Raw genomic sequence first — 15,786 nt, 5'->3', positions numbered from 1 at the left:
GGCGGGAACCCTGGCGAACAGGTGGGAAATCATGGGGTATGCAGGGCTGGGCATCGCTCGCGCGAACGGCGCGATCCAGCCGCTCCCCCTTCTGACGTCGCGTCGCCACATCGATCTGCTGCGCGTCTGCAGCGCGGCGAGTTCCCTCCGCTGAAGCCGGCAGTCCGGCGGGCAGCGGTGGGGTGAGCCGGCAGGCAGCGGCCCGGCCGCGCCGTGTTGCCGTCGTTCGTGCCGCCGCCGTATCGCCCTAAGTCGTGGGCCACTTCCGCGCCCCTTCAGAGCACCCGGATCCCAGGGAGTCGTATGTCCGCCCCGTCCCAGACCGTCGTCCCCTCCCTCCGCGGCAGGATCGGCGGTGACGCCCGCAGCGGCCACTACGCCGTGCCGCACCGCTATCGCCTGCATCTGACGCCGTCCTGTCCGCAGTCCCTGAGAATCGCCCTGACACACGGCCTGCTCGGCCTCGGCGAGACCCTCCCCGTGACGCTGCTGCCGGCCGTCCCCGACGGACCGCAGGGCGAATACACCGCCCTGCGCCCGCTGTACGAGGCCAGTTCCCACCAGCACCCCGGCCCGGCCGCCGCCCCGGTCCTCAGCGACGGCTGGACCGGCCGGATCGTCAGTGCGCACGCGCCGGACATCCTGCGGGACCTGGCCGCGCAGTTCCGCGGCGACGGACCCGAGCTGTACCCGGCCCCCGCCCGGGACGACATCGAGGAGATCGCCCGGCTCTGCGAGCTCGACCTCCACGAGGCCGCACAGCGCGCCGGCCGGCTCGGCATCGGCAGTTCCGGCCACCAGGACGCACTGGAGAACCTGTTCCGGGCGCTGGACGCGCTGGAGCGGCGACTGGCCGGCCGGGACCACGTCCTCGGCGGCGCACTCACCCTCGCCGACGTCCACGTGTGGGTCTCACTGGTGCAGCTCGACACCGTCCACCGCTGGCATCTGGACGCCACGGCGGTGCACCGGATCGCCGGGTACCGGCGGCTGTGGGCGTACGCGCGGAGGCTGGCCGCCCTGCCCGCCATCGGCTCCCACCTGGACCTGGACGGCATCGCCCGCCGGCACCACGCGCGCTGCCAGGGGCAGGAGGCCGCCGGCGCCGCGGTGCAGATCGTGGACTGGGCGGCGCACGTCCCGGTGACCTCGCCCTCGCGTCCGACTCAACCCACGGGTTGACGCCGCCGCCCGGACCCCGCACGTACGCTTCCTTCGTCGAAGCGGCCGGGGGCCGGGAAGGAGCGGACGGTGCGTCTACTGCTGGGGATCGCCGGTGCGGTCATCGTGCTCGGGGTGTTCTCCTCGGTGCTGCACTCGCTGGTGATCCCCCGGCCGACGCCGTCCGGCCTCGGCCGGATCGTCCAGCGGCTGGTCCACCGGCCGTTCCGGCTGCTGGCCGACCGGCTGCCGAGCGCGGAGGCCAAGGACCGGGTGCTCGCCCCGATGGCGCCGCTCGCCATCGTCGTCACCCTGATCGCCTGGCTGGGCTGCTTCCTGGTCGGGTACGCCCTGCTGGAGGCGGCGGTGAGCCGGCTGGGAGTCAAGGAGGCGCTGACCGAGTCCGGTTCCTCGCTCTTCACGCTCGGCTTCGCCAGCGGTGACCGCGCGACGCTGAACGCCATCGACTTCTGCGCCGCCGTCACGGGCCCGATCGTGATCGGGCTCCAGGTCGGCTATCTGCCCGCCCTCTACGGCGCCTACCAGCGCCGGGAGACCGAGGTGACGCTGCTGCAGGCGCGCGCCGGCAGCCCGCCGTGGGGACCGGAGATCCTGGCCCGCTACGCACAGGTGGAGCTGCTGGAGATCCTCACCGAGCTGTTCCGCACCTGGGAGCGGTGGAGCGCGGATGTGAGCGAGAGCCACACGACGTACCCGATCCTGATCCACTTCCGTTCCCCGAAGGCGACCCGTAACTGGTTGATCGCCCTGCTGTCCGTGATGGACGCCGCGGCCCTGCGACTGTCCTTCAACCCCTCCCAGCCGCAGGCCGAGGTGCGGATGGCGCTGCGCGCCGGCTTCGTCTGCCTGCGCGAGATCGCCACCATCGAGGGCATCGCCTACGACCGGGACCCGCACCCGGACGACGCATTGCAGCTGAGCTACGAGGACTTCCTGCGGGGTGTCGAGCGGATGGCGGCCCAGGGCTATCCCATGGAGCGCACGCCCGAGGAGGCATGGCCGCACTTCCGTGGCTGGCGGGTCAATTACGAAGCGCTCGCCTACCGCCTGGCCCGTGACATCGAGGCGGTCCCGGCCCCCTGGTCCGGGGCCCGCCGCAGGGAAGTGACCATCCGCACCCCGCTCACCCCGGTCGATCGCCGCCCGGTTACCAGTGAGTAAGTTTGGCTGATCATCGCCTCCCGGGGTCGATCATGCGCCCGTACGCTCACCAGCACCGCAACCGGATGGGTGTCACCGTGGCACGGCGGTCAGATTTCCGATGGAGCATCGATGGCGCGATCCCGCCGTACCTCCCGCAGGCCCCACGGCCGCCGGCGCAGAGCGACAACTGCCTTACTGGTCACGGCACTTGGCCTCGGTGGCGGCCTCGCCACCTGTCCCGCGTCGGCGGCGCCGGCCCCCGCCCACCGACCCGCCGCCACCGCGCGGCTCGCCCCTCCCTCGTTCCGGCTCGCCGACATCCCCATGAAGGACGGCACCGTCCTCAAGGCCGATGTCTTCACCCCCGCCCCCGGCACCCCCGGCGCCGACCGGAAGGGCCACTACCCACTCGTCGTCCAGCCGGCCAGCTGGGGTCAGAACGACCTGGAGTACGTCGCCCAGGGCAAGCAGCTGGCCGCCGCCGGCTACCTCGCCGTCACCTACACCGTGCGCGGCTTCTGGCGCTCCGGCGGTGAGGTCGACGTCGCGGGGCCCAAGGACGTCTCCGACGTGTCCTCGGTCATCGACTGGGCCCTCGCCCACACCCCGGCCGACCGGCAGCGCATCGGCATGGTGGGGCTCTCCCTCGGCGGCGGCCTCACCCTGATGGGCGCCGCGTTCGACCCCCGGATCAAGGCGGTCGCCGCCATGAGCGGCTGGGGAGACCTCACCAACTCCCTGTACAGCGGCGGCACTCGGCACCTCCAGGCCGCCGCGCTCCTCGCCGCCATCCAGGCGCCCACCGGCCGCCGCAGCCCCGAGTACGCGCGGATGCTGGCCGCGCTCTTCGACGGGCGGGACATGCCCAAGGTGGTCCGCTGGGCGGACACCAGGTCCCCGGCCACCTACGTGAACCGGATCAACGCCCACGGCACGGCCGTCTTCCTCGCCCACGCCTGGGGCGACAGCTTCTTCAACCCCAGCCAGCTCACCGCCTTCTACCAGCGGCTGACCGGCCCCAAGCGGCTCGAACTCCGCCCCGGCGACCACGCCACCCAGGAGCTGACGAGCCTGCTGGGCCTGGACAACCCGACCTGGAAGAGCGCCCGCCGCTGGCTCGACCAGCACCTCAAGGGCACCGGCGGCGACCGCGGTCTGCGGCAGTCGGTGGACCTGGAGGTCCGGCCGAACGGCCACCACGAGAGCTACCCGGACTGGCGCGCCATCAGTTCCCGTACCGCCCACCTCCGCCTGGGCGGCCCGGGCCCGCTGGAGACCGGTGCGCTCGGCGGCACGGCGGCCGGAACCGGCTGGCACAAGTCCGTCGTCGGCGGCACGGATTCGGGTGCGGACGGCGGCATCGCCCTCCTCGCCGGGGCGCTCGACCAGGTAGCCGCCCTGCCCCCGACCGTCCTCGTCCCCCTGCTGCCCCGCAGGTCCGCCGCCGTCTGGCAGTCGGCGCCCTACGCCGCGGCGCAGCATCTCCGCGGCGCCGCACGGGTGCACACACAGGTCACCGCCGCCGCGTCGGAGGGCACGGTCTTCGGCTATCTCTACGACGTCAACGCGCTGGGCGTGGGCAAGCTGATCTCGCACGCCCCGCAGAGCTGGTCCGGCAAGCAGCCGGGCCGCGCCTTCCCGCTCGACGTCTCCCTCTTCACCACCGCCTACGACCTGCCCGCCGGGCACCGGCTGGCGCTGGTCCTGGACACCAAGGACCCGATGTACGGCGGCCGAACGCCGCGGGGGAGCGGCGTGACCTTCGGCTCCACCACGGCGGACCCGGCTGAGCTGGCACTGCCCCTGCGTTGAGTGGCCCACGTACCTGTCTTTCCCGCCGCGGGGCTGTCTCGCCGTTGCGCTTTGCGGCGCCCCGTACGTACCTGTCTGTCCCGCCGCGGGTCGTCTCGCCGTTGCTCGCCCACTGCCTGAAGGGCGTGGGAGGTACCCCCATGCGGCGGGCGTGGTGTTTTCGGGTGCGGTGCCGGCCCTCCAGACTTCGTCCTCCGGTCCAGCCCCTCCCGTGGGGGGAGTTTCTCGTGGGGGCGGGCCTGGTCTGTTGACTGCGCGCAGGTAGGCATGATGTGCGCTCCCACCGGCCCTTCCTCTTCCGCTCACGGGAGGGGAAGGGCCGGTGGGCCTTGCGCCGGGCGCGGAGAGTTTCCGCGGGGCGGTCGGTTGTTTAGGGCACCTATGTGGCGAGGGGGTTCCTCCGGCGGTCGCCCCCGCGGGTGCCCCCCTTTGGCCTGCGGCTTTACGCGCCACGGGTGCCGTGTGATCGGGAAGCGGAGGGCATACCCGTACGGGAAGGCGACGGCAGCATGGGGCCTGCCGGGGACCGCCGTCCGACGCCCGATGAAAGCGCAACCCGTCAGGCGTAGGCTGGCCGGAACGCCGCAAGTGCGATGGAGGCGGCGCATGACCGACCCTTACGGATTCCTCAGGACGCCGCGGCGGCCCGTTCCGCCGCGCCCCGTCGAGGAGCGGCTGAACGACTGGCACGAGGTCTACGCGGGCCAGGCGCTGCTCCCGCTCGTGTCCGAGCAGGCGGGACGCTGCATGGACTGCGGCATACCGTTCTGCCACAACGGCTGCCCGTTGGGAAACCTCATTCCCGAGTGGAACGCGTACGCCTCGCGCGGCGACTGGCGGGCCGCCGCCGAGCGGCTGCACGCCACGAACAACTTCCCCGAGTTCACCGGCCGGCTGTGCCCGGCACCGTGCGAGGAAGCCTGCGTACTGGCCCTCAACGCCGATCCGGTGACGATCAAGAACGTCGAGCAGGCCATCGCCGACGAGATCTGGGAGCGCGGTTACGCACCCCCGCACCCGCCGCACCGGCTCAGCGGGAAGACCGTCGCCGTCATCGGCTCCGGCCCGGCCGGGCTGGCCGCGGCGCAGCAGCTCACCCGCACCGGCCACACCGTCGTCGTCTACGAACGCGCCGACCGCCTCGGCGGACTGCTGCGGTACGGCATCCCCTCGTTCAAGATGGAGAAGCACCACATCGACCGCCGGATCGAGCAAATGCAGGCGGAGGGCACCAAGTTCCGCACCGGAGCCGACGTCGGGGGCGAACTGGACGCCCGTGAGCTCAGGAGGCGGCACGACGCGGTGATCATCGCCGTCGGTGCCGGCGAACGGCGCGAACTCCCGGTGCCCGGACGCGAATTGGTCGGCATCCACCAGGCCATGGACTACCTGACCTTCGCCAACCGCGTGGCGGAGGGCGACTACGCCACGCCGCCGGTCACCGCCGAGGGCCGGCACGTGGTGATCGTCGGCGGCGGGGACACCGGTTCGGACTGCCTGGGCACCGCACTGCGCCAAGGCGCGTCCTCCGTGGTGCAGCTGGACATCAACCCGGAGCCGGGCCGCGAACGGACCGAGACCCAGCCCTGGCCGACGTACCCGAAGGTCTACCGGATCTCGCACGCTCATGAGGAGGCCCGGGGCCGGGAGGGCACCGATCCGCGGCTGTTCTCCTCCGCCACCCTGGCCTTCGAGGGGGATCCGGCTGGCCGGGTGTGCGCGCTGCACCTGACCGAGGTCGAACCGCGGGCCCGGCAGCCGCTGCCGGGCAGCGAACGGGTGCTGCCGGCGGAGCTGGTCCTGCTCGCCCTCGGCTTCTCCGGCCCGGAACGGGACAGCGGTCTGCGGACGCAGTACGGGCTCGCGCTTGACGACCGCGGCAACTTCGCGCGGGACGGCGCGTTCGCCGCCGAGGGCGCCGGAGGCGTCGAGGACGCGGTCGACGGGGTGTTCGTCGCGGGCGACGCGGGTCGCGGGCAGTCCCTCGTGGTCTGGGCCATCGCCGAGGGCCGCGCGGCGGCGGCCGCCACGGACCGCTATCTGACCGGCGCGACGGTGCTGCCGGCGCCGGTGGGGGCTCATGATCGGCCACTGGTGGCTTGATCCCACGTACTTGGCTTTCCCGCCGCGGTTGTTGCTCGCCGTTGCGCGCTTTGCGGCGCCGCCCACGTTTTCGGCTGTCCCGCCGTGGTGGTTTCTCGCCGTTGCGCCTGCGGCGGGCCAGGTTGTTGTTGGGTGCGGTGACGGGCCTCCGGGGCCGGTTGTGTGGACTGCTGACGCTTTACGTCCACACAACCGGCCCCTCCGGCCCGTCCCCTCCCGTTGGGGGGGAAGTTAGGCCAGTGGGGGTGCACGTAATGCCTATATGCGCGCAGCCGACAGGCCAGGTTCGGCCCCACTCAGGTCTCACACCAATTTGTTGGTGGGGTGACGATCACCAGACGTCGTCACCAGCGGCCAAAGGTGAGGTGGAGGAACGGTTGACAGTGACGGGGAGGTCAGCCGGAGCCTCTGCAGCAGTACCCATTCTCTGCCCGGTGGCTTGGCCGAAGAAGTAGCCGAGGATCATCAGGAAGCTGTTCGACAGCACCTCCATCGGCGCCACCTTGAGGAACATCGCGACTCCCATGAGAGCCGTGAGCGCTATCAGGAGAATCGCGCCCACTAGCGTGGCGATCGACTCTCGTGCGAGGAACTTCTGCCAGACGGCCCACCTGCGCTCCATAACCTCGACCTTCAGCAGCCGGAGGCTTCTTTCCTGGTCTTCGCTGGCGCCTGCCTGGGCCAGGGCTAGTTCCCTCGCCTGGCTCCGGAGCTCTTCACTTGCTCTCTCCAGTTCCTGCAGTTGCTGTTTGAGAGCTTTTTTCACGTCGGGATCGGAAACCTGCTCGATCAGGTCTTGCAGACTCTCGATTTGCTCTTTTCCGCGCAGTTCTCGGATTCGCGCGAGAACGGCGCGCTTCTGTTCGAGAAGAATCGGAAGAATCCCGAATTGGCCTGGTTCATTACCAGTGGCGAGTGCGGCCTGCACGCGACCCGAATTCACGCTTAGATTGACGCGAGGGAACTGGTCTGGATTAGCGATCGCGGAGTTCAGGCGATCGATTGTGTCCTCGAGTTCTTCGAGGGAGAGGCGAGAAGTATCTCCTTTCACAATTTCCTGTGCCGCGAGCAGCCCGAGATACACCGGTCTGATCGCGCCCATGACATCTGGCTGCTCGACGATCGGGTTCCTCATTCCCACGCTGCCGCCCCCTCTGCCGCCGCGGCCGCTGATGCTAGCGCTGTGCCCCATGGTGTGTGGGCGAATCACCACAGGCAGGGGTGGAGCAGTCGACGGTGACCCCCGTCGATCGGCGCTTCACAGGTTCCGCCGGTCTCAGCGAACAGGCCGGGGTGCCACGTTCGCAAGGTGGGTTGTCAGTGGCCCCGGCTAGGGTCTTGGATGCGCGGTCGGCTTCCGGGGTGTCCAACTCTGTAGAGCAGCTTCATCCCCGACTCTGTCTGGGGGCGGCCCGGGGCCACCCGGGACCTAACCGACGGTCGGGCTTCGTCGATGGCCAAGAGCGAGACCTGTCAGCGCCGGCCGCGCACCCATCAGTGCTGTCGTGAGCGGTCGGCCGTGGGAGCGGCCATCGGCTTCGGTCCCGTCCGAGCGGCTCCGAACGGCGCTGAATGAGACGGAAACTGAGACGGTGCTTGCTGTGCTGACCTGGAGCGGATGCCGTCGGGCTACAGACCGCGAAGCAGTGGCACATCGAACGGTAGGGGCCCGTACCCAATCTGGGGCCCCTACCGTTCGTCCGGTGCTCGTAGCAGTAACTGTTGCGGCGAGCGAGCACCTGGGGTCGCGCGGCGGTGGTGCACGGCGAACTTCTGAGCCGTAGCTCTCCATGGACCGACCATTTGCGGTCATTGAGGTTCCCGCGCGGGCCTTGGCGATCAGCGCAAGGCGCCAGCGGTTGCTGTACTTCACTGCTGTACAGCGCAGCAGGCTGCCCCAGATGTTACGAGGTGGGCCCCGTTACCTCCTCGGGCAGGAAGGTCTCGTCGTCCCCGAAGTCCGGGGCTTGGAAGGGGTCTATCGTCGGAGGCGGCGAAGCTGCGGTGGAACAGCGGGTTTGCCCTTCCGGGGCGGAGAACAGCGACGTCAGATCGATGAGAGATCTCCCTTTCGTAACAGGTCCCTGAAGGGGCCTGGCATGCCGTGACCGGGCACAGCGGTCCTACAGCTTGGTCATCTTGGCGTACGGGCTCAAGATCCGCATTTGCGCCGAGCCGAAATCCACGAGGGCCGCGATTCCGTCCTCAATGCCGATCACCCGGCCGAGGCCGTACATGTCGTGTGTGACCTGGTCGCCCATGGCGAAGTGCTTGGGAGTCTCCGTGACCGGGGCCTTGAAGGGGCTGGTAGGCAAATGACGCTTCGGTGCAGTGGGCTTTGTCATTGCCCACAGTATGCGCCCACATGCATCCGTTGGCTGCGGCCGTCCACGTCCGATGCTCGGCACCGACCCGGAAGGAAACGCCTCAATTTAGGCGCGAGGTTGGCTGCGTGAGCCCTCTGACCTGGGCATTCGTGGGCGGGGAGGGGAGGGCCCGGCCACGCCCATCAGGCAGTGGGGGAGCAAGGGTGAAGCGACCCGCGGCGGGAGAGACGGGTACGTACGGGGGGCCGCAAAGCGCGCAACAACCGCGGCGGGAGAGACGGGTACGTGGGAGGTCAAAGGCACCGCGCGATGAGGAGCGCCACGTCGTCCGGGTCCTCCGGGCGGCGTAGTTCGCGGAGGAGGCGGTCGCAGGTGTCCTCCAGGGAGCGGTCCGGCGCGTCCAGCAGGTGCAGCAGGGTCTCCAGGCGCTCGTCGAGGGAGTGGTGGCGGGTCTCGACCAGCCCGTCGGTGTACAGGACGAGTTGGTCGCCGGGGTCGAGGTGCACCGAGGTGGTCTCGAAGGGGACGCCGCCGACCCCGAGCGGGGTACCGGTGGGCAGGTCGAGGAAGGTGGGGTGCCGGCCGTGGCGGACGAGGACCGGCGGCAGATGGCCGGCGGTGGCGAGGTGGCAGGCGGCGCGGTGCGGGTCGTAGATCGCGTAGACGCAGGTGGCGATGTAGTGCTCCAGCGCCGAGGTGATCTTGTCGAGGTGGGTCAGGACCTGCGCGGGGTCCAGGTCGAGGTCGGCGAAGGCGCTGGTGGCGGTGCGCAGCCGGCCCATGGTCGCGGCGGCGTCGATGCCGCTGCCCATGACGTCGCCCACGACGAGCGCGGTCCGGTCGCCGCCGAGCGGCAGCACGTCGTACCAGTCGCCGCCGATCTCGTACGTGGCCTGTGCGGGCCGGTAGCGCGAGGCGATCTGCAGCCCGGGGAGCTGCGGCGGGTGGTCCGGGAGCAGGCTGCGCTGGAGGGTCTCGGCGGCGTTGCGCACGCTCTGGTGCGAGCGGGCGTTGTCGATGCACACCGCCGCGCGGGCGGCCAGCTCACCGGCGAGCGCGAGGTCGTCCTCGTCGAACGACTGCGGGGTGCGGGCCCGGGACATGCCCAGGAAGCCGAGGATCTGGCCCCGGGCGGTGAGCGGGGCCAGCAGGTAGGAGTGCACCCCGGCGCGGGCCAGCCGGGCGGCGGAGGGGGCGTCGCGGGCGATGCGTGCGAGGTCCCGTTCGTCGGTCCGGGGGACCAGGATCGGGCGGCCGGTGCGGACGCACTGGGTGGCCAGGCGGTCGGGGGCGTAGGCGACGGTCTGGCCGGGGGGATCGGCGGCCTGGACGGCCTCGGTGGGGTAGGCGGCCTTCACCGCGAGGGCGCGGAAGAGCGCGGGCCCGTCGGCGGCGTCGTGGCGGTGCTCGTCCAGGACGGAGTCCAGCACGTCGACGGTGGCGACGTCGGCCAGTTCGGGGACGGTGACCTCGGCCAGCTCGCGGGCGGTCTGCCGGACCTCCAGGGTGGTGCCGATACGGGCGGTGCCGTCGGCGATCAGGGCCAGCCGCCGCCGGGCCTCGGTGGCCTCCATCGCGGCTTGGTAACGGTCGGTGACGTCGACCACGAGGTCGGCCACGCCCAGTACCCGGCCCTGGGGGTCGTCCAGCCGGTACAGCGAGATCGACCAGGCGTGCAGCCGGCCGGGGTCGGCGGGGGTGTGGCCGACGATGGTGGTCTGGTCGACCATGGGCGTGCCGGTCCGCAGGACCTGCCGCATCGCGGCCTCGGGCACCTCGAACTTCGCGGCGGTCATGATCTCGCGGTACTGCCGGCCCAGGTGCTCCTTGGCCGGGATGCCGTGCATCCGCTCCAGGGCGGGGTTCACGGCCACGTACCGCAGATCGGTGTCGAGGATCGCCAGCCCGATGGGGGACTGGGAGATCAGCCGGGTGGACAGCGCGACGTCCCGTTCCAGCTCGCGCAGGGTCGGTGAGTCGGTGGCCAGCCCGAGGGCGTAGAAGTCGCCGCGGTCGTCCAGCAGCCGCATGTTGCGCAGCTCCACCATCCGTGCGCTGCCGTCCTTGTGCCGGACCGGGAAGGTGCCGCCCCAGCTGCCGCCGGTCTCCATGACCTCGGCGAACTTCTTCAGCACCAGGTCCCAGTGCTCTTCGTGGACGAGCAGTGGCGCAGCGTATTGGCCGAGTGCCTCCTCGGCGGTGTAGCCGTAGAGGTCCTCGGCCTGCGGGCTCCACAGTGCGATCCGGCCTTCCGCGTCCACGAGCACGGCGGCCACGCCGAGGAGGTCCATCAGCCCGCTCGGCGGGGACCACCGTCCCTCCGGCAGACCGGCCTCGGGCCCGTCGCCGGCCGGCGGGATCCCGGGGTCTTCGGCTGCGCTCACCCGGGCACTCCTTCCACTGCCCCGGCTTCCATCGTGCCCCCGTCCCCCCGGATGCGCCGGGCGGGGCAGCGGCCGGTCCGCGCGAGGGGCCCGCGGCATGCCGTGAATTCCCGTTGTTCCGCGTCCTGTTCGTGCCGTATTGAGGTGGCTACTAGCACGTAGTGATCATCGAAGCAACCTCTCGTTTTCGCGTCGTGGCTGGTTATGATCGGCAACCCCCACGGCCTCGCCATGGCGGACCGGCGCCTTCCGTTTCCCCCACGCGGAGCGGCCGAACCGCCGATGGTCTTCTGTTCCCTGTCTCCGCCCCCGAGGACCGATGACTCCCACAGACCCTGAGGGCCCACCGCCCGAAGGCCAGCGAAAGCAAGCAAGAAGCCGCCGGCGGGGTGTGGTCCGGCTGCGCACCCTCCTCATCTGGCTGGCGGTGGTGCCCACCGTCGCGATGGGCGCCCAAGTCTTCGTCTCCGCGGACCGGCTGCTGCAGCAGTCCGCGAACCTGCGCGCCGACGTGGCGGACGGTGAGCGAATCGGCCGGCCGCTGTACGACCTGATGGCCCAGATGCAGGCCGAGCGCAGCATGACGGCGGCGCGATGGGCCGGCTCGCCCATTTCGCGGACCGTCCTGAACCGCCGGCGCGCCGCCACCGACCGCACCGTCACCGCGTTCCAGCGGGCGGCCGGCACCCCGGACGCCCGGAACGACGACCGGGTCGACCGCTACATCCGTGAGGTGCAGAAACAGCTCGGGGAGCTGGACGCCTACCGCGAGCGCACGGATGCCCGGTCCGGCAGCGCGGACCGGATCACCGGCTACTACAGCGACACGATCGGCCGGATGATCCGCGTCTACCAAGAGTTCAGCAACATGGACGACGCGGAGCTCACGCAGGAAAGCCGGCCGGTGGTCGCCCTGTTCGCGGCCTCCGAGGTGCTCGCCCGCGAGGACACCCTCTTCGCGTCCGCCGGCCCGGCCCACAGGCTGAACGGCGCCAGGTTCGGCGAACTCACCAACTCCATCGGCGCCCACCGGTTCCTCTACGGCACGTCGATCGTGCCCTATCTGCCGGAAGACGGCCGGAAGGCCTATGCCCGGATCGCCGCCTCGGACGCGTGGAAGACCATGTCCCGCATCGAGGACGAGGCCCTCGCCGACCACCACGACATCCCCAACGGCGTCGCACTGCCCCGCGCCGCAGCTGACTGGCCGGCCGCCTACGGCAAGCTCGTCCCGCAGCTGACCGCCCTCAACTCCGAGCGGGTGCAGGCGGTGATCGAGCGGGCCGACGCCACGGCCGACGGGCTGGAGGCCGAGGTCTGGTGGATGGTCGCGGGCAGCGCCGCCGGCCTGCTGCTCGTCGTGGCCGTCGTCGTCTTCACCACCCGCACGGTGCTGCGCCGCATGGCCATGCTGCACGAACGCACCGTCACCGTCGCCGAGAAGACCCTCCCGGACATCGTCGACCGGCTGCAGCGCGGCCGGCACGTCGACGCCGCCGTACTGCCGGGCCCCGGGCGGGACCGCGACGAAGTCGGCCGCATCAGCGACGCGTTCGCCCGGGCCGTGACGGTGTCCGTCGAGGGCTACCGCCAGCTCGCCGACGAGCGGCACGGCTTCGGCATGTTCGCCGCGGGCATCGCCGCCCGCACCGGAAACCTGGTCAGCCGTCAGCTGAGCCTGACCGAGGACCTCCAGGACACCTTCGGGCACGACGAGGCGCTGCTCGCCCAGCTGATGAAGTCCGACCAGCTGACGGTGGGTATGCGGCGGCAGATCGAGAACCTGCTGATCCTCGCCGGCGGTGAGATCCCCGACCCGCACACCGAGCCCATGCGCGTCGCCGACCTGCTCCGGGAGGCCGCCGCGGAGGTCATGGACTTCCGCCGGATCGACCGGGTCGCGCTCGACGAGATCAGCGTGGAGCCCCAATCCATCAGCGCGATCAGCCACCTCCTCGCGGAACTGCTGGACAACGCGACGCGGTTCTCCCCGCCGTCGTCGAAGGTCGCCATCCGGGCCGAACTCGTCACGGACGGCCTGTCCGTGGAGATCGAGGACCGCGGCCCGCGCGTTGCCGCCGAGCGCTACGAGGAGATGAACGCCCGGCTGCACGCCGCCCCGCCGTACGCCGTCCTCGCCGAGAACGCCCACCGGCTCGGCCTCTTCGTGGTCGGCCACCTCGCCGACCAGCTGCGGGCCCGGGTCACCCTGCGCCGCTCCGCGTTCGGCGGGACCGCCGCCATCGTGATCGTCCCCCAGGAGCACCTGGTCCCGACCGAGGAGACGGCCACCGCCGCGACCCCACCGCCCACCCCCGCGCCGGAACGGTCCGCGCCGCGCACCCCCGCGCGGCCACGGCAGGAAGAGCGCAGGCCCGAACTCGTCCTCCACGCAAGCCCCGTGACACCGGCCGAACCCGCCGAACCGGCCCCCGCCGGGTCCGGGCTGCCGCGCCGTCGCCCCGCCGAGGCCCGGGCGACGGCCGGGCCGCCGGCCCGGGACGGCGCCGCCCCGCCGCCGCTGCCGGAACGTGTGCCCCAGACGCACATGGCCCGGCAACTCCGCGAACCCCGCACCGTGGAGCCGGCCGGCCGGGACACCGCGACCCCCGAAGAGGTGGCCGACGCCTGGGCGGATTACGAGCAGGGCACCGAGACAGTGGAAATCGAGCTCCGACAGGACCAGCCATGACGACGAACGACATGATCTACAGCATTCTGGACAACAACCTGAGCCGGATCGCCGGCATCGAAGGCGCCGTGCTGCTGTCCAACGACGGGATCCGGCTCAGCGCCTACCTGCTCGAACGGGATCAAGCGGAACGGATAGCCGCGGCCTCCTCCGGCATCGCGGCCACGATGAAGGCCATCTCCCGGGAGGTCGGCGGCGGCCGGGTGATCCGGCAGCTGGTCGAGATGGACGACCGCTACCTCTGTATCGTCGGCTGCGGCGAGGGCAGCACGCTGATCGTCGTCACCTCGCGCAAGGCCCGCCTCGGCGAGCTGGGCGGTGAGGTCGTACGGGCCTCACAGGCGCTCGGGGAGTGGCTCGGCACCCCGGAGCGCATCGCGGCCCCCAAGCCGTCATGACGGCCGGCCCGCAGCCGGCCCGGCGGCGTCGCACCCGGCTGTACGCCCTCACCGACGGGCGGACCACCGCACCGCGCACCGTCCTGACCATGGACACCCTGATCACGGCGACGGTCGCGGCGGATGCCGACGGCAGCCTGGCCACCGAATGGCAGGCCATCCTCGCCATGTGCCAGCCGCCCAACGGCCGGGCCGTCGCCGAGATCGCCGCGCGCATGCACATGCGACTCACGCCCATGACGGTCCTCCTCAGCGAACTCGCCGACCGCGGTCTGATCCATCACCGGCCGCCGCTGGAAGCGGCCGAAACGTCCAATGTCCACCTGCTCATGAAAATCAGGGACAACCTTGCCCGGATATGACACAGACGCCCTGGAAGAGTCCCCCGTCAAGATCCTCATCGCCGGTGGATTCGGGGTCGGCAAGACGACGTTGGTCGAAGCGATCTCCGAAATCGAGCCGCTGCGCACCGAGGAGCGGCTGACCGCCGCGGGCGTCGGCGTCGACGACCTCCAGGGCATCGAGCACAAGTCGGCGACCACCGTCGCGATGGACTTCGGCCGGCTCACCCTCAGCGACGCCGGCGTGGTCCTCTACCTCTTCGGCACACCGGGCCAGGAGCGCTTCTGGTTCATGTGGGACGACCTGCTGGCAGGCGCGCTCGGGGCGATCGTCCTGGTCGACACGCGGCGGCTGGACCGCAGCTTCCCGGCCGTGGACTTCTTCGAGAACCGCGGACTGCCGTTCGTCGTCGGCGCCAACTGCTTCGACGGCGAGCAGCCGTACACCGCCGAGCAGATCCGGGCGGCCCTGCACCTCAAGGACCCGGACACGCCCCTCCTCATGCTCGACGCCCGTTCCCGCGAGGACGTCCGCGGTGCGCTGCTGTCGCTGCTGGACGTGCTCATCGCCGAAGCGGAACCGGTCCCGTCGGTCTGACCCGCACGGCGCGGGGGCGGCCGGCCGCGTCCCGGCCGCCCCCGCGCCGCCCGGCCACCCGTGGAGGCGAGTCCCTCTGCGCAGAGGGTGCGCACGGCCGCCCCCGCGCCGCCCGGCCACCCGGGCGGTCCGCCCCCGATCACCTAGACTCACCGGATGGCGAAGTACTTCGATGTCCACCCGGAAAACCCCCAGCGGCGCACCCTCACCACCGTGGCCGACAGCATCCGCTCCGGCGCCCTCGTCGCGTATCCGACGGACTCCTGCTACGCGCTGGGATGCCAGCTGGGCAGTCGGGACGGCATGAGCCGGATCCGGTCGATCCGGAATCTCGACGAGCGCCACCACTTCACCCTGCTGTGCCAGAACTTCGCGCAGCTGGGGCAGTTCGTGCACGTCGACAACGACGTCTTCCGCGCCATCAAGGCCGCGACGCCCGGGAGTTACACCTTCATCCTCCCCGCGACGCGGGAGGTCCCGCGGCAGCTGCAGCACCCGAAGAAGAAGACCGTCGGGGTCCGGATCCCCGACCACGTCGTCGCCCAGGCGCTGCTCGCCGAACTCGGCGAACCGCTGCTCTCCAGCACCCTGCTGCTGCCCGACGAGGACGAGCCCATGACGCAGGGCTGGGAGATCAAGGAACGGCTCGACCACGTGGTGGACGCCGTCGTCGACTCCGGCGACTGCGGCACCGAACCGACCACGGTCATCGACTTCTCCGGCGGCGAACCCGAGATCGTACGCCGTGGCGCGGGCGACACCGCCCGGTTCGAGTAACCCCCCCGGCGGGTGCCGCACTCCGTTCG

General features: G+C 71.2%; 12 protein-coding genes. 9 read left to right on the top strand and 3 right to left on the bottom strand.

The genetic code is table 11. The features are described 5' to 3' along the window. Positions 1-303: 303 nt before the first annotated feature. The 4 genes from V2J85_RS03645 to V2J85_RS03630 all read left to right on the top strand — a co-directional run bounded on the left by V2J85_RS03645 (position 304) and on the right by V2J85_RS03630 (position 6,240). Positions 304-1,182 (top strand): glutathione S-transferase C-terminal domain-containing protein, encoded by an 879-nt coding sequence (locus tag V2J85_RS03645; RefSeq protein WP_261953124.1) that lies wholly within the window; start codon positions 304-306, stop codon positions 1,180-1,182. A gap of 69 nt (positions 1,183-1,251) precedes the next feature. Then, positions 1,252-2,343, top strand: coding sequence for a hypothetical protein (locus tag V2J85_RS03640; protein ID WP_261953125.1), 1,092 nt, complete (start codon positions 1,252-1,254; stop codon positions 2,341-2,343). Positions 2,344-2,454: 111 nt separating this feature from the next. Next, positions 2,455-4,137: a CocE/NonD family hydrolase gene (locus tag V2J85_RS03635; protein WP_330820597.1), complete on the top strand. Its 1,683-nt coding sequence runs from the start codon at positions 2,455-2,457 to the stop codon at positions 4,135-4,137. A 606-nt stretch (positions 4,138-4,743) separates the two neighbouring features. Continuing rightward, positions 4,744-6,240, top strand: a complete 1,497-nt coding sequence (locus V2J85_RS03630; RefSeq protein ID WP_330820596.1) for a glutamate synthase subunit beta — start codon at positions 4,744-4,746, stop codon at positions 6,238-6,240. A gap of 331 nt (positions 6,241-6,571) precedes the next feature. Here V2J85_RS03630 and V2J85_RS03625 read toward each other — a convergent pair whose 3' ends face one another. The 3 genes from V2J85_RS03625 to V2J85_RS03615 form a co-directional block, all read right to left on the bottom strand. Continuing rightward, complete coding sequence (locus V2J85_RS03625) at positions 6,572-7,375, bottom strand: hypothetical protein (protein WP_261953128.1); 804 nt, start codon at positions 7,373-7,375, stop codon at positions 6,572-6,574. 988 nt (positions 7,376-8,363) lie between these two features. Next, positions 8,364-8,585 (bottom strand): hypothetical protein, encoded by a 222-nt coding sequence (locus V2J85_RS03620; RefSeq protein ID WP_261953129.1) that lies wholly within the window; start codon positions 8,583-8,585, stop codon positions 8,364-8,366. Positions 8,586-8,860: 275 nt separating this feature from the next. Next, a complete protein-coding gene (locus V2J85_RS03615; RefSeq protein WP_410011185.1) occupies positions 8,861-11,050 on the bottom strand; it encodes a SpoIIE family protein phosphatase in 2,190 nt (729 codons plus the stop codon). Positions 11,051-11,342: 292 nt separating this feature from the next. Between V2J85_RS03615 and V2J85_RS03610 the strand changes: the two genes are divergently transcribed. The 5 genes from V2J85_RS03610 (at position 11,343) to V2J85_RS03590 (ending at position 15,757) form a co-directional block, all read left to right on the top strand. Continuing rightward, the gene (locus tag V2J85_RS03610) at positions 11,343-13,643 is read left to right on the top strand and encodes a sensor histidine kinase (protein WP_330820595.1); all 2,301 of its coding nucleotides are present in this window, start codon (positions 11,343-11,345) and stop codon (positions 13,641-13,643) included. Continuing rightward, positions 13,640-14,041 (top strand): roadblock/LC7 domain-containing protein, encoded by a 402-nt coding sequence (locus V2J85_RS03605; RefSeq protein WP_261953132.1) that lies wholly within the window; start codon positions 13,640-13,642, stop codon positions 14,039-14,041. The genes V2J85_RS03610 and V2J85_RS03605 overlap by 4 nt, the downstream gene beginning before the upstream one ends. Beyond that, positions 14,038-14,403, top strand: coding sequence for a DUF742 domain-containing protein (locus V2J85_RS03600; protein WP_261953133.1), 366 nt, complete (start codon positions 14,038-14,040; stop codon positions 14,401-14,403). Before V2J85_RS03605 ends, V2J85_RS03600 begins: the two co-directional genes overlap by 4 nt. Beyond that, entirely contained in the window at positions 14,390-14,980 is a 591-nt protein-coding gene (locus tag V2J85_RS03595) for a GTP-binding protein (protein WP_261953134.1), read from the top strand. Before V2J85_RS03600 ends, V2J85_RS03595 begins: the two co-directional genes overlap by 14 nt. A gap of 156 nt (positions 14,981-15,136) precedes the next feature. Beyond that, the gene (locus V2J85_RS03590) at positions 15,137-15,757 is read left to right on the top strand and encodes an L-threonylcarbamoyladenylate synthase (protein ID WP_261953135.1); all 621 of its coding nucleotides are present in this window, start codon (positions 15,137-15,139) and stop codon (positions 15,755-15,757) included. Positions 15,758-15,786 lie beyond the last annotated feature (29 nt).

Origin of the sequence: Streptomyces bugieae, from assembly GCF_036352915.1 — a bacterium.
Lineage (GTDB): Bacteria > Actinomycetota > Actinomycetes > Streptomycetales > Streptomycetaceae > Streptomyces > Streptomyces endophytica.
This window is presented reverse-complemented; position numbering and strand designations above follow the sequence as displayed.